15 protein-coding genes and 1 tRNA gene are annotated in these 24475 nt (G+C 72.3%); 8 read left to right on the top strand and 8 right to left on the bottom strand.

Annotation, left to right across the window (positions count from 1 at the left end; all coding sequences use genetic code 11):
* Positions 1 to 171 precede the first annotated feature (171 nt).
* The 7 genes from IEY95_RS06115 (at position 172) to IEY95_RS06150 (ending at position 16818) form a co-directional block, all read left to right on the top strand.
* Complete coding sequence (locus IEY95_RS06115; RefSeq protein ID WP_189185407.1) at positions 172 to 1374, top strand: MFS transporter; 1203 nt, start codon at positions 172 to 174, stop codon at positions 1372 to 1374.
* The gene (locus IEY95_RS48765) at positions 1349 to 5167 is read left to right on the top strand and encodes a type I polyketide synthase (RefSeq protein WP_229702741.1); all 3819 of its coding nucleotides are present in this window, start codon (positions 1349 to 1351) and stop codon (positions 5165 to 5167) included. Before IEY95_RS06115 ends, IEY95_RS48765 begins: the two co-directional genes overlap by 26 nt.
* Positions 5164 to 10941, top strand: coding sequence for a MupA/Atu3671 family FMN-dependent luciferase-like monooxygenase (locus IEY95_RS06130; RefSeq protein ID WP_189184841.1), 5778 nt, complete (start codon positions 5164 to 5166; stop codon positions 10939 to 10941). The genes IEY95_RS48765 and IEY95_RS06130 overlap by 4 nt, the downstream gene beginning before the upstream one ends.
* Complete coding sequence (locus tag IEY95_RS06135) at positions 10925 to 12277, top strand: M18 family aminopeptidase (RefSeq protein WP_189184842.1); 1353 nt, start codon at positions 10925 to 10927, stop codon at positions 12275 to 12277. The genes IEY95_RS06130 and IEY95_RS06135 overlap by 17 nt, the downstream gene beginning before the upstream one ends.
* A gap of 54 nt (positions 12278 to 12331) precedes the next feature.
* Positions 12332 to 13045: a thioesterase II family protein gene (locus IEY95_RS06140; RefSeq protein ID WP_189184843.1), complete on the top strand. Its 714-nt coding sequence runs from the start codon at positions 12332 to 12334 to the stop codon at positions 13043 to 13045.
* The gene (locus IEY95_RS06145) at positions 13042 to 13896 is read left to right on the top strand and encodes a mycofactocin-coupled SDR family oxidoreductase (protein WP_189184844.1); all 855 of its coding nucleotides are present in this window, start codon (positions 13042 to 13044) and stop codon (positions 13894 to 13896) included. Before IEY95_RS06140 ends, IEY95_RS06145 begins: the two co-directional genes overlap by 4 nt.
* 165 nt (positions 13897 to 14061) lie before the next feature.
* Positions 14062 to 16818 (top strand): amino acid adenylation domain-containing protein, encoded by a 2757-nt coding sequence (locus IEY95_RS06150; protein WP_229702618.1) that lies wholly within the window; start codon positions 14062 to 14064, stop codon positions 16816 to 16818.
* A 35-nt stretch (positions 16819 to 16853) separates the two neighbouring features.
* Here the strand turns inward: IEY95_RS06150 and IEY95_RS06155 are convergent.
* The 6 genes from IEY95_RS06155 to ehuB all read right to left on the bottom strand — a co-directional run bounded on the left by IEY95_RS06155 (position 16854) and on the right by ehuB (position 21240).
* Positions 16854 to 16927: transfer RNA gene (locus tag IEY95_RS06155), tRNA-Lys, on the bottom strand.
* Positions 16928 to 17119: 192 nt separating this feature from the next.
* Positions 17120 to 17887, bottom strand: coding sequence for an IclR family transcriptional regulator (locus tag IEY95_RS06160; protein ID WP_189184845.1), 768 nt, complete (start codon positions 17885 to 17887; stop codon positions 17120 to 17122).
* A gap of 241 nt (positions 17888 to 18128) precedes the next feature.
* The gene (gene ehuA / locus IEY95_RS06165) at positions 18129 to 18905 is read right to left on the bottom strand and encodes an ectoine/hydroxyectoine ABC transporter ATP-binding protein EhuA (RefSeq protein WP_189184846.1); all 777 of its coding nucleotides are present in this window, start codon (positions 18903 to 18905) and stop codon (positions 18129 to 18131) included.
* A gap of 10 nt (positions 18906 to 18915) precedes the next feature.
* Positions 18916 to 19566 carry an ectoine/hydroxyectoine ABC transporter permease subunit EhuD gene (gene ehuD, locus IEY95_RS06170; RefSeq protein ID WP_189184847.1) on the bottom strand — a complete coding sequence of 217 codons (651 nt, stop codon included), beginning with the start codon at positions 19564 to 19566 and terminating at the stop codon, positions 18916 to 18918.
* 37 nt (positions 19567 to 19603) lie between these two features.
* Positions 19604 to 20332, bottom strand: coding sequence for an ectoine/hydroxyectoine ABC transporter permease subunit EhuC (ehuC, locus tag IEY95_RS06175; protein WP_189184848.1), 729 nt, complete (start codon positions 20330 to 20332; stop codon positions 19604 to 19606).
* Positions 20329 to 21240 (bottom strand): ectoine/hydroxyectoine ABC transporter substrate-binding protein EhuB, encoded by a 912-nt coding sequence (gene ehuB, locus IEY95_RS06180; RefSeq protein ID WP_189184849.1) that lies wholly within the window; start codon positions 21238 to 21240, stop codon positions 20329 to 20331. Before ehuB ends, ehuC begins: the two co-directional genes overlap by 4 nt.
* Before the next feature lie 97 nt (positions 21241 to 21337).
* Here ehuB and IEY95_RS06185 point away from each other — a divergent pair, with 97 nt between their 5' ends.
* Positions 21338 to 21832, top strand: a complete 495-nt coding sequence (locus tag IEY95_RS06185; protein ID WP_189184850.1) for a DUF3830 family protein — start codon at positions 21338 to 21340, stop codon at positions 21830 to 21832.
* Between the two features lie 50 nt (positions 21833 to 21882).
* On the opposite strand, the gene IEY95_RS06190 is transcribed toward IEY95_RS06185, so the two are convergent.
* Positions 21883 to 23289, bottom strand: a complete 1407-nt coding sequence (locus IEY95_RS06190) for an amidase (RefSeq protein WP_189184851.1) — start codon at positions 23287 to 23289, stop codon at positions 21883 to 21885.
* A gap of 19 nt (positions 23290 to 23308) precedes the next feature.
* Entirely contained in the window at positions 23309 to 24250 is a 942-nt protein-coding gene (locus tag IEY95_RS06195) for a D-2-hydroxyacid dehydrogenase (RefSeq protein WP_189184852.1), read from the bottom strand.
* Positions 24251 to 24475 lie beyond the last annotated feature (225 nt).

Here is a 24475-nt window from a genome sequence, read left to right on the forward strand (position 1 = left end):
CATGCGGCGCCTGAACCGAGTCACAGACATCGAAGCCGTCGACGGTGTTGCGGTGTGGGGTCCTACGGCCCCTCGGGGACGGCTCGTGGTGCGTTGCTCGTGACGGCCGACGGGCGCTATCGCGTCCTGGTCGCCGGCTACTCCGTCTCCTCGTACGGCACCTTCCTCAACATGGTGGCCCTCAATCTGTTCGTCTACGCCACCACCGACAGTGCGCTCGCCATGGGGCTGTTCATGGCGGTGCGGCTCGGGGCGGGGTTCCTGGCCGGGATGGTCGCGGGGCGGACGCTGGCCCGGTTCGCGGTCAAACCGGTGATGCTCTGGGCCAATGTGGTGCAGGCGATTGTCATGCTCCTGCTGGTCGTGACGCCGGACGGCGGGCCCCGGACCGGGGTGCTGTTCATGGTGTCGGCGGCCGTCGGCGCGTGCAGCACCGTCTTCATCGTCGCGCTGCGCAGCTCCATCCCCGACCTGGTCGGGGCGGACCGGCGCGGCTGGGCCAACTCCCTGATGGTGAGCGGGCGTTCGCTGGCCATGGTCGCCGGGTTCGCCTCGTCCGGTGTGGTGGTGCCGTGGCTGGGCTTCACCGCCGCGTTCCTGGTGGACGCGGTGAGCTTCCTGGTGTGCGCCGGGGCGGTGGCCTGGCTGCCCGGGGTGGCGCGGACGGCCGTGTCCGAGAAGCCGGTGTCCGGCGGTGAACTCCGCGAGCGGAAGAGTGTGTTCGGGGCGGCGACGGCCTTGACCGCGGTGCCCGCACTCGGGCTGATGGTGTGTCTGCGCGGGATCGACGCGCTCGGCTCCTCCTCCCACAACGCGGCCCTGCCCGTCTACTCGAGCGCGCTGGACCCGGACGATCCGGCCGCGTTCGTCAGCCGCTTCTGGCTGTTCTGGGCGTTGGGCAATGTGCTCGCACAGCAGGTCATCCAGCGCTGGGCCAAACGCACCGGCCGCTCCGTCGGGGCGCTCGGCTTCGGCCTGGGCACAGTGGTGATGTCCTCGGCGTTCATCCTCGGCTTCGCCGGGTTCCCGATGGCGGCGACGATCGGGATCGCGCTGGGCGCGGGCGCGGCGGACGGGCTCACCGAGGTGTCGTACACCTCGCATCTGCAGACCCTGCCGGAGACCCTGCGCGGCCATGCCTTCGGCCTGTCGGCCACTCTCGAGAACCTCGGCTTCGGGCTCGGCATGATCGCGGTGTCGGCGGCCCTCGAATCGTTCTCGGCGCTCACCGTGGTGGCCTGGTCCCACGGGGTCGCCATCGTGGTCGCGGGGATCTATCTGCTCAGGTTGTACGCCGTCCGGGGAGCCGACGCGAAGGGGGCGAGTGGTGCGTACAGCGATCGTCGGGATGGCGCTGAGGTTTCCGGGAGCTGACTCGCCCGCCGCGTACTGGCGGGACATCCGGGCCGGCGTCTCGCACGTACGGCGGTTCGGTGAGACCGAGTTGGCGGCCGCCGGGTACCCGCCCGAGGAGTACGGCGCCGCCGACTTCGTCGCCGCGAGCGCCCCGCTGCCCGGGATCGACGGCTTCGACGCGGCCTTCTTCGGGTTGAGCGCGCGCGAGGCCACCGTCACCGACCCGCAGCAGCGGCTCTTCCTGGAGTGCGCCCACCACGCTCTGGAGGACGCGGGGTACGCGCGGCCGCGGGCCGGCTCCCCCGGATTACGGATCGGCGTCTGCGGGAGCACGGGATACCGGCTGTACTCACTGCACAGCTACCTCGCCAACAACCTGGCACAGGAGGTGGGTTCGGGAGACTGGCAGACGCTGAAGCAGGTGCAGGTCGGGAACTACCCGGACTTCGCCGCGAATCGGGTGGCGTACCGGCTGGGGTTGACCGGGCCCGCGGTGAATGTGGCCACGGCCTGCTCGTCCTCGCTGGTGTCCGTCCATCTTGCCCGCCAGGCCCTGCACTTCGGGGACGCGGACCTCATGGTCGTGGGGTCGGCCGCGCTGCACATCCCCCAGGTCACCGGCCACCGGCACGCCAAGGGCTCGACGATCTCACGCTCCGGAGCCGTACGGGCCTTCGACGCGGACGCGGACGGCACCGTCGGCGGCAACGGCGTCGCCGCCGTCGTCCTCAAGCCATTGGAGCGGGCGCTCGCCGACGGCGACACCGTGTACGCGGTGATCGCCGGGTCCGCGGTCACCAACGACGGCTCGGACAAGTCGGCCGCGGGGGGCGGTTTCGCCGCTCCCGGCGTGGCCGGTCAGCGGGACGCCGTCCTCGGGGCGCTGCGCGCGGCCGGGGTGCCCGCCGACTCCATCGGCTATCTGGAGGCCCACGGCACCGGCACCCTGAAGGGCGACCCGATCGAGTTCGCGGCGCTCACCGAGGCGTTCCGGCTGCACACCGACCGCGTCGCATTCTGCGCACTCGGCTCCACGAAGCCGGCGATCGGGCATCTCGACAGCGCTGCCGGGCTCGCGGGACTGATCAAGGCGGTTCTCGCACTGCGGCACGCGGAGATACCGCCGCTGGTCGGCTTCGCCCGGCCCAACCCGGCGCTGGATGTCACCGGCAGCCCCTTCGTCCTCCCCACACGGCCCCGGCCATGGCCCGCGGAGGAGGGGCGGCCCCGGCGCGCGGGGGTGCACTCCATCGGCATGGGCGGCACCAACGCGCACGTGATCCTGGAGGAGCCACCGATCCCGGCTCCCCGGCCACGGGACCGCACGCCCGCGCCCGCGCTGCTGCCCCTGTCCGGCCACACGCCCGAGGCGCTCGCCGCGGTGGCGCGGGGCTTCCGCGATCACCTCGCCGCGCATCCCGGGGTCGATCCGGCGGACCTCCTGCTCACGACGGCGCTGGGGCGGCGGCAGCTGGGGCATCGGGTGGTGGTCACGGCTTCGGACTCCGATGCTGCTTCCGATTCGGCTTCGGACTCGGCTTCGAAATCGGCTTCGGCTTCGGCTTCGGCTTCGGACTCCGATTCTGCTTCGGCCTCGGTTTCGGCCTCGGTTTCGGCCTCGGTTTCGGATTCGGCTTCGGATTCGGCTTCGGAATCGGGCGGGGCGGGCGGTCTGGTGGCCGCGCTGGATGCCTTCCTCGAGGGCGAGCCGGGGCCGTATGCGCTAGGTGCTGTGGGAGAGGAGCCGGGCCGTGGTCCGGTGTTCCTCTTCAGCGGGCAGGGGAGCGGGTACGACGGGATGGGGGCGGCGTCGGCGGAGCGGTTTCCCGTGGCGGCACGGACGTTGGAGGAGTGCGCGCGGATCTACCGGGGGGAGACGGGGGAGGGTGGGTTCCTGGAGCGGGTGGCGGGCGGGGGTGTGGTGCCTTCGGGAGACGCCCGGGGGGTGGGTGTCCCGTCGGCCGGGGACAGCTCTGGTGCGGGTGGCTCGGGCTCGGGTGGTGCCGGCGGTGCGGTTGGCGCGGCCGTCTGGGACACCGCCTTCGCGCAGCCCGCGCTCTTCGCGCTCCAGGTCGCGCAGGCGCGGCTGTGGCGGCGGTTCGGGGTCGAGCCCGGAGTCGTCGCCGGGCACAGCGTCGGGGAGTACGCGGCGCTGTGCGTGGCCGGGGCGCTGACGCTGGAGGACGGACTGCGGCTGGTCTGCCGACGGGGGAGGCTGATGCGGGACGCGGTCGAACCAGGGGGCATGCTCGCGGTGTTCGCCGCCGAGGAGGTCGTACGAGATCTGGTGGCCGACGTCGAGGGGCTGGAGCTCGCCGTCGTCAACGGGTCCGCGCAGTACGTCGTCGGCGGTCCGCCGGACGCGCTGGGCGCCGCCCGGTCCCGGCTCGCCGAACTCGGGGTGCCCGCACACCTGCTCCCGGTGGACCGTGCCTTCCACACGGCCCACCTCGCGCCGATCCTCGACGACTTCAGGGATGCCTGCGGGAAGGTCCAACTCCGGCCCACCCGACTGGAGTTCGTGAGCGGGCCGGACGGTGTGCGGCATCCCCCCGGCTGGCTGCCGGATGCCGACTACCTCGTACGGCAGACACGGTGGCCCGTGGACTTCCACGCCGTACTGCGAACCTTGGACGGTGAGTCGGCGTTCGTGGAGATCGGCCCCGACGCACCCCTCACCGGGCTCGTGGGGCGCGTCCGGCCGGACGCCGTCGCCGTCCCCACCCAGCGGCGTGCCGACGCCGGGCTCGACACGCTCTGGGCGGCCGTGGCCCGGCTGCACTGTGCGGGGCATCGCCTGGACTGGGCCGCCCTGCTCGACGGCTGCGGCGGCCGGCGGATCCCGCTCCCCCTCTACCCCTTCCAACACCGGTCCTACTGGGCCGGACCGCCTCCCACTCCCTTGGCCGACGAACGCGACGGCAACCGCAGCGACCACCGCAGCACGGAGGATGGCATGACCGAACAGGCCGTACTGGACCGGGTGTTGAAGCTCAGCGCGCGTCACCTCGGTTACGCGCCCGAGGAGATCACGGCCGAGCAGACCTTCGTCGGCCTCGGCGCCGATTCGCTGCAACTCATCGGGATGCTCCGCCAGCTGGAGTCCGAGTTCGGGGTGGAGATCGCGATGCGGGAGATGCTGGAGGAGGCGGGCACGCCTGCGCTGGCCGCGCGGTTGATCGCGGAGAGGGCGGGGGCGGGGGCGACTGCGTCGGGTACGGGGGAGACCGGTGTCCCTGTCGCGGGCGGTCGCGCGGCACCGGCCGCGCCGCGCCCGGAGGGGGCTTCGCCGGGCGTGGAGGAGCGGGCGGCGGTCGGGGCGTCGGAGGGGGCGGCGGCTTTCCCGCCGGCGGCGACTGCCCCGGTGCCGGCTCCGCGATCTGCGTCGGCTTCCGCGCCCGCGCCGGTTTCGGCTCCCGCGCCCGCGCCGGATTCGGCTCCCGTGTCGGCCTCAGTGGCGTGGGATGTCGAGGTGTGCGGGGCGACGGACGGTGCACCGGGCTCGGGGCCTCGTAGGACTGAGGCGTCGTCCGCGTCCGAGTCGTCCGGTCAGCGGCCTGTTTCGGGGTCGGCTGCCGCGGTGTCGTCCGCTTCCGTGCCGGCCGCGCGGCCCGCGTCACCCCTGAGGTCGGATGGCGTCGCGGCGGAGGCTCCGCCGGGTGCGCAGGACCCCGCGTACGCCACCCGCGCCGAGGTCGAGGAACTGACCCGTCAGATACGTCAGTTGGCCGAGACCCAGGCCCGTATGCTCACTCAGCTCTCGGACGCCGTCGCCCTGCTCACCGACGCTCGGCCGGGGACCGCCCGATGACCACGGCGCATGTGAGGCCCGGGGCGGACGCGGGTGCCGCCGTCGCGCGCGCGGCCGCCCTCTCCGACCAGCTCGACGAACTCCTGGCGGCGGCCCGCCGTCCCCAACGCCAAGCCGAAGCCGAGTCCCAGGCCGAAGCCGAGCGCCAAGCTGCAGCCGAGCCCCGAGCCGAAGCCGAGCGCCAAGGCGAAGCCGTGCCCGGAGCCGGAGCCGAGTCCCAGGCCGCAGCCGAGCCCCGAGCCGCAGCCGAGCGCCAAGCCGAAGCCGAGCCCGCGCCTCGAACCACACCTGCACCCACACCCGCACCCACCCTCAACCCCCCACCCCTCCAACACGGCCCCCACGTACCCCTCCCCCCAACCTCCGGTATGTCCGGCGGCACCGCGACCCCCGCCCAGCGGGCCCACGCCGACGACCTGATCCGGCGTTTCACCGAGCGGACCCGGACCTCGAAGGAGTTGGCTCAGCGGCATCGGCGCGTTCTCGCGGACAGTCGGGCCGTGGTCGGGTTCCGGGCGGCGACGAAGGAGATGCTGTACCCGATCGCGGCCCGCTCGGCGCGGGGCGCCCGGCTGACGGACGTGGACGGGAACGAGTACACCGACATCACCATGGGCTTCGGTGCGCTGTTACTGGGGCACGAGCCCGAGCCCGTGGCGGAGGCCGTGCGGCGGCACCTCGCCGACGGGCTGCGCCTCGGCCCGCGTTCCGAGGACACCGGCACAGCCGCCGAGCTGCTCGCGGAGCTGACCGGCATGGAGCGCGTGGCGTTCGCGAACTCCGGTACGGAGGCGAACTCGGCCGCCGTACGGCTCGCCCGCGCGGCCACCGGACGCGACCGCGTGGTCATGTTCCGCGGCTCCTACCACGGTCACATCGACGCGGTCCTCGGCCGCCCGGGCCCCGACGGCCGCCACGCCGTCCCCGTCTCGCGCGGCATCCCGGCAAGTGCCGTCTCCGAACTCCTCGTCCTCGAATACGGCAGCCAGGAGAGCCTGGACGTCATCGAGGAACTCGGCGACACCATCGCGGCGGTCCTCGTCGAGCCGGTCCAGTGCCGCAACCCCGGCCTCCGGCCCGTCGAATTCCTGTGCAGCCTCAGGGAGTTGACGGCCCGCCGCGGCATCGTCCTCCTCTTCGACGAGATGCTCACCGGTCTGCGCCCGCACCCCCGCGGCGCCCAGCACCACTACGGCGTCGTCCCCGACCTCGCCACGTACGGCAAGGCGCTCGGCAGCGGGCACCCCATCGGTGCGATCGCGGGCCGCGGCGACATCATGGACGGCGTCGACGGTGGCTTCTGGCAGTACGGGGACGACAGCCGGCCGCCCCGCGACACGACCTTCTTCGGCGGTACCTACAACCAGCACCCGCTGTCGATGGCCGCCGCCCGCGCCGTCCTGACCCATCTGAAGGAGGCGGGACCGGGGCTCCAGCAGGTGCTGAACGCCCGTACCGACGCCCTCGCCGCCGACCTCGGCCACTTTTTCCGCGCCGAGGAGTTCCCCCTGGAAATGGCCCACTTCGGGTCCATGTTCCGCTTCACCCACCGCGCCGACATGGAGCTGCTCCACCACCATCTGCTCCTGCGCGGCATCTACGTGTGGGAGTGGCGCTCCTTCTACCTCTCCACCGCCCACACCGACTCCGACATCGAACGGATCGCGGACGCGGTCAAGGGCTCACTGCGGGAACTGCGCGCGGGCGGCCACTTCCCCACGAAGGACTCCTCCGCGAGGGCCCGCCGGGGCCCGACCGCGGCTCCCGAACGCCCGGCCCCCGACTTCGGCGTCTACTTCTTCGGCGACCACCCGGAGGACGAGAGCGGCGCGCAGGCCTACGACCGCATCGTCGAGACCGCCCGGTTCGCCGACGAACGCGGCTTCAGCACCCTCTGGCTCCCCGAACGCCACTTCCACTCCTTCGGAGGCCTGTTCCCCAACCCGTCCGTGCTGGCCGCCGCGCTGGCCCGGGAGACGCGCCGCATACGGCTGCACGCCGGCTCGGTCGTCCTCCCCCTGCACGACCCCGTGCGGATCGCCGAGGAATGGTCGGTGGCCGACAACCTCTCCGGCGGTCGTGTCGGCATCGGCTGCGCGACGGGCTGGCACGCGAACGACTTCGCCCTGCACCCCGACCGCTTCGGCAACCGCACCGAGATCGCCTTCCAGCACCTGGAGGACGTACGGCGGTTGTGGCGCGGCGAGAGCATCCGACGACGTACGGGTGAGGGCCACACCTTCGACGTCCGCGCTCATCCACGGCCCGTGCAGGAGCGGCCGCCGTTGTACCTGGCGACGTCCGGGCGGCGCGCCTCGTACGAGGAGGCGGCCCGCCGCGACCTGGGGATCGTCACCAACCTGATGAACCAGACCGTCGAGCAGCTCACCGAGAACGTCCGGCACTACCGTCGGGTCCGCGCCGAGCACGGACTCGACCCCGACGCGGGCCGCGTCACCGTGCTGCTGCACACCTACCTCGCCGAGGACCACACCGCCGCCCGGGCCGCCGCGCGCGAGCCGATGAGCCGCTATCTGCGGTCCTCGCTCCAGATGCGTTCCGCCGCGACCGCCCTCGGGAACCGGCCCGAGGACGTCGCCGGCGCGAGCGACGCCGACCTCGACTACCTCTTCGACCGCGCCTACGACCGCTACTGCGACCAACGGGCCCTGATCGGCACCCCGGACACCTGCGCCGCCACCGTCGACGTCCTGCGCGCCGCGGGCGTCGACGAGATCGCCGCGCTGGTCGACTTCGGGCTTCCGCCGGAGCTGCTGCGGTCGGGTCTGGAACAGCTCGACGTACTGCGGCGCCGCTACCACGAGCGCCCCCGGCCCCCGGCCGGGCGTCGCGCCCCCGCGACCCCCGCCCAGCGGCGTCTGTGGCTTGCCGCCACGCTGATCGCCAACCCGGCCGCGTACAACGAGATCCAGGGGGTGCGGCTGCGTGGCCCGCTGGACGTCGAGGCGTTGCGCACCGCGGTCGACGGCCTCGCCCGGCGCCACGACGGACTGCGGACCGTCTTCCGGGCCGGGGGCGAGGGGGTCGACCAGGTCGTACGGGAGGAGTCCCGGCCGCGATGGGTGGTCAGCGACGTACGCGGTCAGGACGCCGACACGGCGATACATGCCGCCCTGCGGGAGGAGAGCGCGCGGGCGTACGACCTCGCCGAGGGGCCGCTGTTCACGCCCCGGCTGCTGCGACTGGCCGATGACGACCATGTGCTGATCCTCGGCACGCATCACCTCGTCACCGACGCGCACTCCGCCGAGCTGATGGCCGCCGATCTGGGAGAGCTGTACCGCGCTGCCGTGGAGGGGCGCGCACCCCGGTTCGAGCGGGCCGCCGGAACCACGCTCGGCGTCGCGGGCCCGCCCGTCGTGGCGGCGGACCTCGAGTGGTGGCGCGCGCACCTCGGCGGCACGCCACCCGTGCCCGCGCTGCCCACCGACCGGCCGCGCGTTCGTACCGTCGCCGGACGCGGCGGCGCGGTGGGTGTCCGGCTCGAACGGGATCCGGTCGCACGACTGCGGGAGTGGAGCGGGGAGCGCGGGGTCACGCTGTTCGCGACGCTGCTCACCGCCTGGCGGATCGTGCTGCGGGCGTCCACGGGGCAGGACGACTTCGTCATCGGGTCCACCTTCGGGCGCCGTACCCCCGAGACCCGCGACACCGTCGGCTTCCACGTCGCCCTGCTGCCGCTGCGCGGGGCCCTCACGGACGACACCGCGCTGACCGACGCCGTACGCGCCGCCCGGGACACGCTCTTCGCCGCCGACGAGCACCAACACGTCGACATGGACGCCTTGTTGGCTTCCGTCCACCCCGACCCGGGCAACCCCCGTCCCCTCGTCACGGTCTCCGCCGACCTCGACAGCGCACCCCTCGCGACGCTCGCCCTGCCGGGCCTGCGCGCCGAACTCCTCGACGGAGGAACGGAGTCCGCACCCCTCGAACTCGCCCTGATGGCCACACGGGCCCCGGACGGATCTCTCGGTCTACGCATCCGGTACGACGCCGATCTCTTCGAAGAGCCGACGGCGCGGGAGTACCTCCGCCGACTGGAGCAGGTGCTCGCGGGGATGACCGCGGGCGCCGCGGAGACGGTCGGCGACCTGGCGCCCCGCACGGCGGCGACCGTCGCCCCGGCGAGCGTTGCGGGCACGGCCGAGTACCTGCGCGGCCTCTGGCGGGACGTCCTCGGTGTCGAGCGGCAGCTCACCGGCGACACCAACTTCTTCGAGCTGGGAGGCAATTCGATCACAGCGATCAGGCTGGTCAACCGGGTCCGTGACACGCTCGGCGTGGACTACCCACTGGCCGACTTCTTCCGTGACGCCTCGCTGGGGGCGATGACCGCCCAGCTCGCGCCGACGGCGGGCGTGACCGTCGTGGACAGCGCGCCGGTGAGCGACCAGCAGGCCCGCATGATCGCGTCGGTGCTGAGCATGCCCCGCCCCGAGGTGTGGAACATCCCGACCCGTATCCGCTTCACCGGCCCCTTGGACGCGGCCGCCCTGCGCACGGCGCTGGCCCAGCTCCTCGAACGCCATCACGGGCTGCGCCTCCGCTTCGTGCCGGGCCCGGCCACCCCGGACGACGACGGCACCGGCTGGCGTCAGGAGGTCCTCGACCTACCGCCCCCTCCGCTGCCCGTCGAGGACCTCACCGCCCTCACGGACGCGGAACGCGCCGCCCGTGCCGACGAGTTGTGCCGCGAGGCGGCCGCCACGCCCATCGAGCTGACCGCGCCCGTCCTCCCCGTTCTGCGGCTCCTGCGCCTCGGCCCCGACCGCTGGACGCTCATGTTCGTCGTGCACCACATCTGCATCGACGGCTGGTCGCTTTCGCTGGTCCTCGACGAACTGGCGGCGCTCTACACGGCCGCAGCGCGGGGCCGCCCGCACGGTCTGCCCGAACCGGCCACCCAGTGCCCGGACTACGCGCGCCGGCAGCGGGACGACGCCGACCCGGAGCGGGAGGCACGCAGGGCGGCGTACTGGACCCGGTACCTGGACGGGATACCCGCGAAGGTCGAGATACCCGGCGACCGGGCCCGCCCCGCCGTGCCGAGCGGGCGCGGCGACACACTGCGGGGCACGGTCCCGGGCGACCTCCGCGCCGCTGTCGAGAAGTTGGCGGCGGACCGGCACACCACGCCGTTCGGGGTGGCCGTCGCGGCGCTCGGCGTGCTGCTGGCCCGCCGGTCCGGGGAGCGGGACATCGTGATGGGCACGCCGTACGCGAACCGGGAGCGCGGCGCGTTCGAGTCGCTGGTCGCGTTGACGGCGACGAGCGTGGTCGTCCGGGTCACGCCGGACCCGGACGAGACACGGGGCGCGCTGGTGGAGCGCACGGGCGCGGGAGCGCTGGAGGCGACGGCCCATGTGCTGCCGACGGCCCGGATCGTCCGCGCGCTGCGCGAGAGCGGTGCCCGCGAGGTGCCCGAGCGCTTCCCGCTGACCATCGCCTTCCAGAACTCCCTCGACACGGACATCGAGATCCCCGGACTCGACGTGGAGGTGAGCGACCTCGCCCCGCCCGTGTCCCGTGTCGACCTCTGCTTCGGACTCGCCCCGTGCCGCGACCCGGCCCGGGGCTACCGCACGTTCCTGGAGTACTCCACCGACCTGTGGGACCCCTCCACCGCGCGGGCACTCCTCGACGACTGGATCGCCGTCATGGCCGAACTGTGCACCCGGCCGGACGACCCGGTAGCGCCCCTTCTCCACCCTCAACAGCACCTGAAAGGCACTCATGTCCCCCACGCATGACACGCATGGCACGCACGACGAGCAGGACACGCACGACGAGCAGGACACGCACGGTTCGTACGACCGCGCCCACAGCGACGACCTGCTCACCTTCGTCAAGGCCAGCCCCTCGCCGTACCACGTGGTGGCGAGCGCGGCGCAGCGGCTGGAGAAGGCGGGCTTCGAGGAGCTGCGCGAGACGGACGACTGGACGGTCGGCGCCGAGGGCGGCAGGTATGTCGTACGAGGGGGAGCTCTGCTCGCCTGGTACGTCCCCGAAGGCGCCCCGGCCCACACCCCGTTCCGGATCATCGGCGCCCACACCGACTCGCCGAACCTGCGGGTCAAGCCCGCGCCCGACACCAGCTCGGCGGGGTGGCGGCAGATCGGCGTGGAGATCTACGGCGGCGTACCGCTCAACACCTGGCTCGACCGCGACCTGGGCATCTCGGGGCGGCTGACCCTGCGCGACGGCTCGACCCGGCTCGTCTGCGTCGACAAGCCACTGCTGCGTGTGCCGCAGCTCGCCATTCACCTCGACCGCACCGTGAACGAGGGCCTCGCCCTGGACCGGCAGCAGCACATGGCCCCGGTGTGGGGTCTCGGCGGCACCGAACCCGGCGCCCTGCTCCGCCGGATCGCCGACGAGGCCGGCGTCGGCTTCGCCGAGATCCTCGGCTGGGACCTGATGCTGCACGACATCCAGCCGCCCGGATATCTGGGCGCCGACGAGGAGTTCATCGTCTCGCCGCGCCTGGACAACCAGATCTCGGTGCACGCCGGCGTCACGGCCCTGGTCGCCGCCGCCACCTTGCGGCGGCCCGCGCACCTTCCCGTGCTCGCCGCCTTCGACCACGAGGAGGTCGGCAGCGGTTCGGTGTCCGGCGCCCAAGGCCCGCTGCTGGAACAGGTGTTGGGCCGCGGTGTCACGGCGCGTGGCGGCAGCGGCGAGGACTTCAGCCGGGCCCTCGCGGGTGCCTTCTGCGTCTCCGCCGACATGTCCCACGCCGTCCACCCCAACTACGCCGAGCGGCACGACCCGGACCACCAGCCGCTGCCCAACGGCGGCCCGGTCATCAAGGTCAACGTCAACCAGCGGTACGCCACCGACGGCACCGGAGTCGCCGCCTTCGCCGCGGCCTGCGAACGGGCCGACGTGCCCTGGCAGCCGTTCGCCTCCCACAACACCATGCCGTGCGGCACGTCGATCGGTCCGATCACCGCGGCCCGCCTCGGCGTGGCCACCGTGGACGTGGGCGTACCGGGGCTTTCGATGCACTCGGCGCGGGAGTTGTGCGGGGCGCGGGATCCGGGGCTGCTGACCCGGGTGCTGACCGAGTTCGTGACGTCGGAGTAAGGCACGGGGGCAAGGAACCGTCCGTCAGTCGAGCAGCCCGTGGGAGAGAAGACCGTGGAAGAGACCCACCTCATCTGTCTGCCCTTCGCCGGGGCGGGCGCGTCCTTCTTCAGGCCCTGGCAGGAGCGGGCACCGCAGGGCCTGCGTGTCCTGCCCGTGCAACTCCCGGGCCGCGAGGAGCGGTTCGTGGAGGAGCCGTACACCGATGCCGTGCGGGCGGCCGCCGAGGCGTACACGGCGGCGACCCGGCAGTTGCCGGACGGCGCACGCGTGGCCGTGTTCGGGCACAGCCTCGGCGCGGTGCTGGCGTACGAGCTGGCGCACCGGCTGGCGGAGGACCCCGGGGTCCGTCTCGACGCGCTCGTCGTCAGCGGCTCGCCGGGGCCGTGGAGCGGGCGGGCGGACCGGGCGAGCGGGCTGCCCGACGAGGAGTTCCTGGCCCGGGTCCGCACCTTCGCGGGCTATGCGCACCCGGCCCTGGCGAACCCGGAGATGCGCGACCTCCTGCTCCCGCTGCTGCGGGCCGACGTACGGATGCACGAGACGTACCGGCCCGCTTCCGACCGCCCGCTGTCGGCGCCGGTCCTCTCGTTGCGCGGCCGCGACGACGAGCTGGTGAGCGCGGCCGAGACAGCCGAGTGGTCCGGGGCCACCACCGGCAGGCTCACCACGGCCGATCTGGACGGCGGGCACATGTACCTGACCGAGAACCCGGGAGCCCTGCTACGGCTGATCTCCGCCGAACTCCACGCCGGACGGGCCCGGTGAACCCGCATTCCACCGGGCGCACGGCCCCACGTCTGTCCGGCAAGGTCGCCCTCGTCACGGGAGCCGCCCGTGGCCTGGGCCGGGCCACGGCGGTCGCCTTCGCCCGGGAGGACGCCGACCTGATGCTCGTGGACATCGCGGCGGACCTGCCCGGAGTGCCCTACCCGCTGGGCTCCGAGAGCCAGTTGGCGCACACGGCCGGGCTGTGCCGGGAGGCCGGGGCCGCGGTGCTGACGGCGCGGGCCGACGTACGGGACCTGGCGGCCGTGGAGGCGGTGGTGAAGGAGACCACGGCCCGCTTCGGACGCCTCGACGTGCTCGTCAACAATGCCGGGATCGCCGCCCCTTCGGGCCGTCCCGCGCACGAGATCGAGGAACACGAGTGGCAGCTCATGCTCGACGTGGACCTCTCCGGAGCGTGGCGCGCGATCCGCGCGGCGGGCGCCCTGATGGTCGCGCGCGGCTCCGGCTCGATCATCAACATCGCCTCCACGGCCGGCCTGGTCGGCTACCGCCACTTCGCCGGGTACGTCGCCGCCAAGCACGGCCTGATCGGCCTGACCAAGGCGGTCGCCCTCGACTACGCGCCGCGCGGGGTCCGCGTCAACGCCGTCTGCCCCGGTTCGGTCCGCGACGATCCGCGCGTCGAGGGACGCATGCTCGCCGAGATCGCCCGCTCGCTGGACGTCCCGGTCGCCGAGCACGAGCAGACCTTCGTCCGGTCCCAGCCCATGAACGCCCTCGTCGAACCGGGCGACGTCGCCGACGCCGCCCTCTGGCTCGCCTCGGACGAGTCCCGCCGGGTGACCGGCACCGTCGTCACCGTGGACGGCGGCTACTCGGCCCACTGACCCCACCGGCGCCCGCTCACCCGACAGTTGGAGCCCGCACGTGACGTGCCACGCCCTCGCCGCCACCCTCCCGCCGGGTGACCGGCACCGTCGTCACCGTGGACGGCGGCTACTCGGCCCACTGACCCCACCGGGGTCCGCTCACCCGACAGTTGGAGCCCGCACGTGACGTGCCACGCCCTCGCCGCACCCCTCCCGCCGTCCGCCGATCCCGCGCCCGCCCTGGAGGAGGCCGTACGGCACTGGTGGCCCGAACTCCCCGACCGATGGCCCGTGCTGTGGCGCGATGCCGTACCCGCCCGATGCGCCGAACACCGCCTGCGCGCCGAACTCCACCGGCCCGTCGGCCCCTCGGGCCCGGCCTTCCGCGCGGTCCTGCTCCGGTACGAGGACGGCGGCGCCCATCTCGTCCTGGTCGCCCACCACGCCGTGCTCGCCCCCGCCGCACTCCAGGACATCGGGCACGTCCTGCTCGGCGGCCGCCCGGCCACCGACCTCGCCCCGCCGCTCGGCACCGCCGCCCTTCCAGAAGGCCCGCGCAACCCCCGAATCGACTGGGCGACGGGAGACGAGCGGGCCGGAGACCGGACGGGCGTGGTCACCGTCCCGGTGCCGGCGGGGGCCGCCGCGGCGGCCCTCGTCCTCGCCCGCTACGAGAACCGCGACCCGGCGGACGAACTCCCCATGTACGCCATGGTCCTCGGCGACACCGGCCCTCCCGACCCCACCTTCAGCCACCAACTCCCGTGCCAGAGCGCCCCCTTCCCGATGACGCTCGCCCCCCGAGGGGCCACCGTGGAGCTGCACCACCAGCTCCGGCACATCGACCAGGAGTCCGCCGACGCCTTCGCCCGCCATCTCGCCCGCGCACACAGCCAGTTGGGTCGTCGCCCCCTCGCGGAGATCGAGCTGCTCCCCCGCGAGGAGGCCGAGCTCATGCTCGCTTCCCCCGAAACCGCGCCCACCCCTGCCCGCATCGACGCCGCCTTCGACGAGGCCGGCTGCCGTCCCACGGCCGCTGCCCGCATCGACACTGCCTCCGGCGACCGGGCCGGCCGCCGTCCCACGTCCCCCGCCCGCATCGACGCCGCCTTCGACGAGGCCGACTGCCGTCCCACGGCCGCTGCCCGCATCGACGCCGCCTTCGACGAGGCCGACTGCCGTCCCACGGCCGCTGCCCGCATCGACACTGCCTCCGGCGACCAGGCCGGCCGCCGCCCCACCGCCCCCGCCCGCATCGACACTGCCTTCGACGACCAGGCCGGCCGCCGCCCCACCGCCCCCGCCCTCGTCCACGACGGCACCACGACCACGTACGGCGAGCTGCGCGACCGCGCCGAGCGGCTCGCCGCCGGGCTGCGCACCGCCGGGGTGCGCCCCGGCGACCGGGTCGGGATCTGCCTGGAGCGGTCCGCCGACCTGGTGGTCAGCATGCTCGCGGTGCTGAAGGCGGGCGCCGCGTATGTGCCGATGGATCCGGCCCACCCCGAAGAGCGTCTCGACCGCACGGCGCGCGATGCCGACGTACGGCTGGTGGTCAGGGACACCGCGCCCTACCTGGGCGCCACGCGCCTCGACGCGCCGTGCGGTGGTACCCCGCAGGACCCGGCCTACGTCATCCACACCTCGGGCTCGACCGGCCGCCCCAAGGGCGTCGTCGTCCCCCACACCAACGTCCTCGCCCTGCTCGACGCCACCCGGGAGGACCTGGGGTTCTGCGCGGAGGACACCTGGACGCTCTTCCACTCCGGCGCGTTCGACTTCTCGGTGTGGGAGATCTGGGGCGCACTGCTGACCGGGGCCCGGCTGGTGATCGTGGACCACTGGGTGGCGCGCTCGCCGGCCGAGTTCCACGATCTGCTCGTCCGCGAGTCGGTGACCGTGCTCAGCCAGACGCCCTCCGCCTTCGGCCAGCTGAGAGCGGTGGACCGGACCGCGAAGGAGCGGCTGCCGGTGCGGCTCGTCGTGCTGGGCGGGGAGGCGCTGGACACCCGGCCGCTGCTCGACTGGTTCGACCGCTACCCGGAGGACCGCTGCCGGCTGGTGAACATGTACGGCATCACGGAGACCACGGTCCACGCCACCGCCACGACGGTCACCCGGCGCGAGGCCCTGGCCGCCTCCCGCTCGGTGGGCCGCCCGCTGCCCGGCTGGTCGGTGTCGGTGCGCGACGAACGGGGGCACGTGCTGCCGCCGGGCGCGGTGGGGGAGATCTGGGTCGGCGGTGCCGGGCTCGCCCTCGGATATCTGGGGCGGCCCGAGCTCACGGCGGAGCGGTTCGTGACCGACCCGTACGGCGGGGGGCGGCGCTACCGCAGCGGCGACCTGGGGCGGCTGCGGGCGGACGGTTCGCTGGAGCACCTGGGCCGGATCGACAGCCAGGTGAAGGTGCGCGGTTTCCGGATCGAGCTGGACGAGATCCGCGCGGTGCTGCTGGAGGACCCGGCGGTCACGGCGGCCGCGGTGGTGCTGAGCGGAGATGCCTTCGAGGACGCGGCGGGGGTGCGGATCGACGCGTATGTCGTGATCGACGGGGGCGACACCGGGGGCGTACGCCGTCGGGCTGCCCGGCTGCTGCCGGATCACATGCTGCCGACGACGGTCACGGGCCTGCCCGCGCTGCCGCTCACCCCGAACGGCAAGCTCGACCGGACGCGGTTGCCCGCACCGGCGGCGGGCGCCTCCGTGCCGACGGCCGCTCCCGTCGGAGGGCTGGTCGCGGTGCTCACCGAAGTCTGGGAGGAGATCCTCGGCGTCCCCGTCCGCCCCGACGACAACTTCTTCGAGCTCGGCGGGAACTCCCTCTACGCCATCCGGCTCGGCACCGCTCTGCGCGCACGCGGCCTGCCCCCGCTGCCGCTGCGCCTGCTGTACACGACCCCGACGGTTCGCGCCCTGTCGGACGTGCTGGAACATGCGTGAAGGCCCCCCACTGCTGTGGAGGGCCTTCACCGAGGTGCGCCGCCAGGGACTCGAACCCCGGACCCGCTGATTAAGAGTCAGCTGCTCTAACCAACTGAGCTAGCGGCGCATGACTCCCGCCTCCCGCTCTCGCGGTCGGCGACAAAAGAAATACTACCTGGTCCGCAGGGGTGCTCCTGACCACCCGGAGATGCCCCGGATCGCGAGGAGCCGGAGACCCGGATCGCCAGGGACGGGCGGCCGAGATCACGGGAGTCAGGAGGCCCGGATCGCGGGAGTCAGGCGGCCGAGATCGCGGGAGTCAGGCGGCCTGGATCGCCAGGGACAGCAGGACCGGGGTCGCCCCCCGGTTCAGCGTGTCCGCGGCCTGTCGGAGCCGGTGGGCGTGCTCGACCGGCAGGGACAGGGCGAGGCAGCCGACGGAGGCGCCCGCCGTGATGGGGACGGCCGCGCAGACCGTGCCGACCGCGTACTCCTGGAGGTCGAGCACCGGCACGGTGGGCGGCTGGGCCTCCAGGCGGGACAGCAGGAGCCGCTCGCTGGTGATGGTGCGCGAGGTGAGGCGGGCCATCTTGTGGCGGGCGAGATGGTCGCGCCGGCCGTTGTGGTCGAGCTGGCCGAGCAGGCTCTTGCCGGCCGCGCTGGCGTGGGCGGCGGAGCGGAAGTCGACCCACTCGTTGACCGCGGGGGCCGAGGGGCTCGTGGCGCACTGGGTGACGTGCACCTCACCGTCGATGTAGCGGCTGATGTAGATGGCGGCGCCGACCGAGTCGCGCAGCCGGTCGATGGTCTGCTGGAGCTTCTCGCGCAGCGCCTGGTCGCGGCCGTGGGCGGCACCGAGCCGGCCGAGGGCGACACCGGTGACGTAGGCGCCGTCGGCGATCTGCTCGACGTACCCCTCGCGGCGCAGCATCCGCAGCAGTGCGGTCAGGCGCTCGGTGCCCAGGCGAGTCTGGCGGGCGAGTTCGGCGTCGGTGACACCGGTCGAATGCCGCGACACCGTCTCCAGGACGCGGAGGGCGTCCTGAGCCGAGTGGTACGGCGCGGTCGGCTCGTGCATCAGCGCCACGGTTTCCCCCTGCGCTTCATGGACCCGGCTCGAACAAGACACAGCCCGGACAACCGGGCTCCCTCCACGATAACCGCCAAGGGGCTTGCCGGGAGCGTGTGTTGAGGAGATTCATGGCGCGCTCCGCCCCTCTCAACAGGAGCGCGCCACGCTGGCATATGCCAGCGTCATGGCACCTGGGGCATGCCCCAGGTGCCGGACCTCGCAGCTTGCCGCGCCCGTCCGCGTCGACTCCTCGTCGTCACAGAACGGCGCTGAGAAATTCCCGGGTCCTGTCGTGCTCAGGATCGCTGAAGATCTTCTCCGGCGAACCGGCCTCGATGACGCGGCCGGAATCGAACATCAGGACCTGGTCCGAGATGTCCCTGGCGAAATTCATCTCGTGGGTCACGCAGAGCATCGTGATGTCGGTGGTGTGGGCGATGTCCCGGAGGACGTCGAGGACACCGGCGACCAGTTCGGGGTCGAGCGCGGACGTCACCTCGTCCAGAAGCAGCACCTGCGGACGCATCGCCAGCGCCCGGGCGATCGCCACACGCTGCTGCTGGCCGCCGGACAGCCGGCTCGGCCGCTCGTCGCACTTGTCCGCGAGGCCCACCAGGTCGAGCAGCTCGCGGGCCCGTGCCTCGGCCTCGTCCTTGGAGAGGCCGAGGACGGTGACGGGCGCCTCGGTGATGTTCCTCAGCACGCTCATGTTCGGGAACAGGTTGAACTGCTGGAAGACCATCCCGATCTTCTTGCGCACCTCACGGATCTGCTTCTCGTCCGCCGGGAAGAGCCGGTCCCCGGCGACCGTGATCGTGCCCTCGTCCGGCTTGGCCAGAGTCATCAGCAGCCGCAGGATCGTCGTCTTGCCCGAGCCGGACGGGCCGATCAGGGTGACGTGCTTGCCGGAGTCGACGCGGAAGTCGAGCCCGTCCAGGACGGTGTTGCTCCCGAACCGCTTGGTGACCTTGTCGAAACGGATCAGCTCGGCGCCGTCCACCGGGGGATTGGCGTGCGCGTCGGGGTCTTTCATCAAAGGGGTGTCAGCGGACAAGACGTCGCTCCAGGGCTCGCATGAGGAGGGAAGCCGGATAGGAAATGAGGATGAAGGCCACGCCGATGACCGTGAGCGGCTCGGTGAACTGGAAGTGCTGCTGCGAATACAGCCGCGCCTCGCCGAGCATGTCCAGCACGGTGATCGCCATCAGCAGGGGTGTGTCCTTGAGCATCGAGATGACGTAGTTGCCCAGCGCGGGCACCACGCGGCGGATCGCCTGGGGCAGGATCACCGCGGTCCAGGTGCGCCGCACGGGCAGGCTGAGCGCCGTGGCCGCTTCCCATTGGCCGGGCGGTACGCCCTCGATGCCGGCCCGGTAGACCTGCATCGTGTACGTCGAGTAGTGCAGCCCGATCGCGACGACACCGGTCGTCAGCGCGGAGAACGTGATGTTCCACTCGGGCAGCACATAGAAGAGGAAGAACAGCTGCACCAGGAGCGGGGTGTTCCTGATGAACTCGGTGACGACCCCGATCGGCCAGCGCACCCACCGGGTCGGCGTCCGCATCAGCAGCGCCCACACCAGTCCGAGGGCGAACGAGATCAGCGAACCGAGGGCCAGCGCCTGCAGGGTGACCAGCAGTCCGTCCCAGAAGTGCGGCATGAAGTCGCCGACCGCGCTCCAGTCCCACGTCATGCGGCACCTCCGGTCGTCCGCGCGCAGCTCATGTGGCTCATGCGGCACCTCCGCTCGCGGCTCCCACGCCCGTCGTTTGTGCGCGCTTCAGTTCACGCGCCGCCGCTTCCGTCCCGGGGTCCCGGCCGATCCCGGCCTTCAGCCGCTTCTCCAGACCGCGCATCAGCCGAGTGAGCAGGAAGGCGATCACGAAGTAGATCAGCAGGACGTACGAGTAGATCTCCGCGCTCTGCTGGAGGGCCAGCCGTACGAGATTGCCGCTGAAGGCCAGATCGCCCATCCCCATGATGGAGACCAGGGCGGTGCCCTTGAGCAGCTCGATCAGCAGGTTGCAGAAGGAGGGGATCATCTCCGGCACCGCCTGCGGCAGCAGGACCAGCCGCATCCGCTGCCAGGGCGTGAAGCTGAGCGCGATACCGCCCTCGCGCTGCGCCGGGTCGACCGCGTTCAGGGCGCCGCGCACGATCTCCGCGCCGTACGCCCCGTACGTCAGCCCCAGCGCCAGCGTGCCCGCCCACATCGGGACGAGCTGCCAGCCGAAGGCGAGCGGCAGCACGAAGTACACCCAGAAGATCATGATCAGCGCGGAGGTGCCACGGAACACCTCGGTGTAGAAGCCCGCGAGGAAGCGGACGATCCATCGTCGCGAGGTGCGCGCGATCCCGACCGCGAAGGAGACGGCACCGGCCAACAGGGCGCTGAAGACCAGTAGTTGGACGGTGATCCAGATCCCTTTGAGTACGAGTTCCCAGAGTCCCGAGGTCATCCGCCGCAGAGCTCCTTCGCGGTCATGTCGGTCATCTCGGCCTTGGTGAAACCGAAAGGCCTGAGGATGCGGAACAGTTCGCCGCTGTCCTTCATCTTCTGCAGCTCCACGTTGAAGGCGTCCCGCAGCTTCGTCTCGGCCGACCGGAACGCGAAGCCGCCGCCGTCGACGTGCGGCTTGCCCTTCACCAGGGGCGCGAAGGGCTTGGTGCTCTCCGCCTTGCGGGACTTCTTGACCACTTCGCGTGTGGTCAGCGCGGTCCCCGCGAAGACATCGGCGCGGCCCGCCTCGACCGCGTTCAGCCCGGCCACCTGATCCGGCACGATCAGGATGTCGCTCTCCTTGTATCCGGCCTCGACCGCGTACTCGATCTCCGCGTACCCCGTCCCCGTCGCGAACTTGGCCTTCTTCGCGACGATGTCCTTGTAGTCGTGCAACCCCTTCGGATTGCCCTTGCGCACGATGAACGCGTCGAGCATCTGGTAGTCCGGGTCGGCGAAGATGACCTGTTGGCAGCGCTCGGGGTTGATGTACATCCCGGCGGACACGACGTCGAACTGCTGCGAGTTGAGACCGGGAATGAGCGAGCCGAACTCGGTCGGGACCGGCTGGACGCGATCGACCCCCAGCCGCTTGAACACGGTTTTCGCGAGTTCGGGTGCCTCGCCGGTCAGTTCGCCGTTCTTGTCGATGTAGCCGAAGGGGATCTCGCCCGCGATGCCGAGTCGTACGACACCCTGAGCCTTCAGCCGGTCGAGCAGATCACCGCCGTTGTCGGACGCCGTGGCGACCCGGGTGCAGCCGGCGGCGCCCAGCGCCCCGACGGCACCGAGCGCCGAGGCACCCACGAGCAGCGAACGCCGGCTCGGCCCTCGTTTCCCTGTGTCATTCCCAAGTGGTGGAGCCATGGCCGCGCGACTACCCGGGACCATGCGATGTATTCGGATCGATTTCGGCCCCGTCACCTCCCGATGCCACCTTGACCGCCGCGGGACCATGGAATGCATGGCCGATCGCTTCATTGAAATCTCCCTGGTCAAGCGGGGAGTCCACTGCATGGCGAAGCTCCTCGACGACAGGGCGCCGATCACCTGCGCGGCGGTGTGGGACGCGCTCCCGCTGGGCGGCGACGTCTACCACGCGAAATACGCGCGCAATGAGATCTACGCGCTTTTCCCTCCTTTCGCGAAATCGGAGCCACCCCTGGAAAATCCGACAGTTACCCCGATTCCCGGAGACCTCTGCTATTTCGCCTTCGCGGGCACGGAGTTGGGCACCAAGGCCTACGGCTACGACAGCGACGTACGCCCCGGCACCACCGTCGTCGACCTCGCCCTCTTCTACGAGCGCAACAACCTGCTCCTCAACGGCGATGTGGGCTGGGTGCCGGGCATCGTCTGGGGCCAGGTGGTCGAGGGCCTCGACGCGATGGCCGAGGCCTGCAACGACCTGTGGCGCTCGGGCGCGCTGGGCGAGACGCTCAGCTTCCGGCGGGGCTAGGGCCTGTCGTCACATTCCCGTCGGGGCAGACGGGAATGTGACGACAGACCCTAGGGCGCCGGGACCGGGGGAGTCACTCCCGCGGCTCCCGCCTCGTACAGGGCGTGCGCCGTCCGCAGGACGAGGTCGTCCCGATGCCGGGCGGCCACGATCTGCAAGCCCACCGGGAGGCCGTCCGCGTCCCCCCCGACCGGTACCGTCGCGGCGGGCTGCTGCGTCATGTTGAAGGGGTACGTGAACGGGGTCCACCCGGTCCATCGACGCTGCCCGGAGCCCTGGGGGACCTCGGCGCCCGCCTCGAAGGCGGTCAATGGCAGGGTGGGCGTCACCAGGACGTCGTACGACTCGTGGAAGCGCCCCATCCGCCGCCCGAGCTCCATGCGGACGTCCACCGCGGCGAGATAGTCCAGCGCGCCGAACCGGGCGCCGAGGGCGCAGATTTCGCGGAGGCCGGGGTCGAGCAACTCCCGCTGGTGGGGCCCGAAGTGCTGGGTCACGCGGGCCGCCCCGCTGAACCAGAGCGTGTGGAAGGCGTCGACCGGGTCGGTGAAGTCCGGGTCGGCCTCGGTGACGTACGCGCCGAGGCCCGCGAGCCGCTCCACCGCCCGCCGTACTGCCGCCGCGACGGCGGGACGGACCGCGACCTGCCCGCCCAGCGAGGGCGAGTAGGCCACCCGCAGCCCCCGCACCCCGCCCTCCAGCGCGTCCACGAAGGACCCGCCGACCGGCCCCAGCGCGGACCAGTCCCGTGCGTCGGGCCCGCTGATCACGTCCAGCATCAGCGCGGCGTCGGCGGCGTCCCGGGTCATCGGCCCCACGTGCGAGAGCGTCCCGAAGGCGCTCGCGGGATACAACGGCACTCGCCCGTACGTCGGCTTCAGCCCGAAGATCCCGCAGAAGGCGGCCGGGATACGGACGCTGCCGCCGCCGTCCGTGCCGAGAGACAGCGGGCCCGCGCCCAGTGCCACGGCCGCCGCGCTGCCGCCGCTGGAGCCGCCGGCGGTGCGTGAGACGTCGTACGGATTGCGCGTCACCCCCGACAGCGGCGAGTCCGTGACGCCCTTCCAGCCGAACTCGGGCGTCGTCGTCCTGCCGAGGAAGACCGCGCCGTGCTCGCGCAGCCGGGCCACGGACGGCGCGTCCTCGTCCCAGCGCCCGTGCGGATCGACGGTCCTGGAGCCACGCAGGGTCGGTGCCCCGCGCATGAGCAGGATGTCCTTGACGGTGACCGGGACGCCGTCCAGCAGGCCCTTCGGCTCGCCGCGCCGCCAGCGTTCCGCCGACTCCCCGGCCCGGGTGAGGGCTTCGTCCGCGTCGAGGCGTACGAAGGCGTTCACGACGGGCTGGACGCGATCGGCGCGTTCCAGGGCCGCGCGTGTCGCGTCCACGGGGCTGAATTCGCCCTTGCGGTAGCCATCGACGAGTTGTACGGCGGTCAGCTCGGTGAGTTCCGACATCGGCCCCTCCAAAGGGAGTTCACTGCCCCGGCACGTACCCACGTTTCTTGTCGACGACGTTCGGCAGCGGCTTTCCCGCAGCCCAGCGCTCGTACAAGTCCACGAACTGGGTGCCCAGTTCGTCCCGCCAGCCGGCCGTGTCCCCGCTCATGTGCGGCGACACGATCAGCCCGGGGACCTGCCACAATGGGCTGTCGGGGCCCAGCGGTTCGTGCTCGAAGACATCGAGGGCCGCACCCGCGATCCACCGCTTCGACAGCGCCTCGGCGAGCGCGTCCTCGACGACGAGCTGCCCGCGCCCGACATTGATGAAGCGCGCCGACGGCTGCATCACCCCGAAGCGCCGTGCGTCGAACATGCCGCGCGTGACCTCGGTGAGCGGCGCCGCGCACACCACCCAGTCGGCGCGAGCCATCAGCCGGTCCAGCTCCTCCGGGCCGTGCACACCCCTGCGCGCGGCGCGCCCCACCAGTGCCGTCGTGACGTCAAGTGCCTTGAGCGTCCCGACGATCGCCTGTCCGATGGGCCCGGAGCCGACCACGCACGCGCGGGTCCCCGCGACCCGCTGCGACTCGCGGTGCCGCCACTCCCGCTGCCGCTGCAGCTCCCAGGTCCGCGGCAGATCCTTCGCCATGGCCAGCACCAGCGCGGCGACGTACTCCGCGATCGGCTGGTCGAAGACTCCGCGCGCATTGGTCACCACCGTGTCGGACGCGGCGAGCTCGGGGCACATCAGATGGTCCACACCCGCGCTCGCCGTGTGCACCCAGCGCGGCCGCGGACCCTCGCCGGGCCAGGCCCGGCGCACGGCGTGCGAGGTGAAGTCCCAGACCAGCAGGACGTCCGCGTACGGCAGCCGCTCGGCCAGCGTGGACTCGTCGGCGTGCTCGATCCGCACCCGACCGGTGAGCCTGCCGAGGCGGGGGAGGGGGTCGGCGTCGAGGACGAGAAGGGTGGTCATCGGGGGCAACCGTTTCGCAGGGCGGGTCCGCTTTTGCGGGGCGGTGCGGGCCGCGCGGGGCGGGGAGGGATCAGGGCCGCTTTCCAGGGTTTTCCGGAGAATGGGGGGTATCTGGGTAGGTGTGAGGGAAAAAGTGTGTGCGGGCCGTCTGAGATGCGCGGATTGACCACGCTCGCACCCGAACCTACCTTCGTCAACACGGGCCCGCGTACGGTCCGTTGTCCA

It is taken from the genome of Streptomyces albiflavescens (assembly GCF_014645835.1).
Classification (GTDB): Bacteria; Actinomycetota; Actinomycetes; order Streptomycetales; family Streptomycetaceae; genus Streptomyces; species Streptomyces albiflavescens.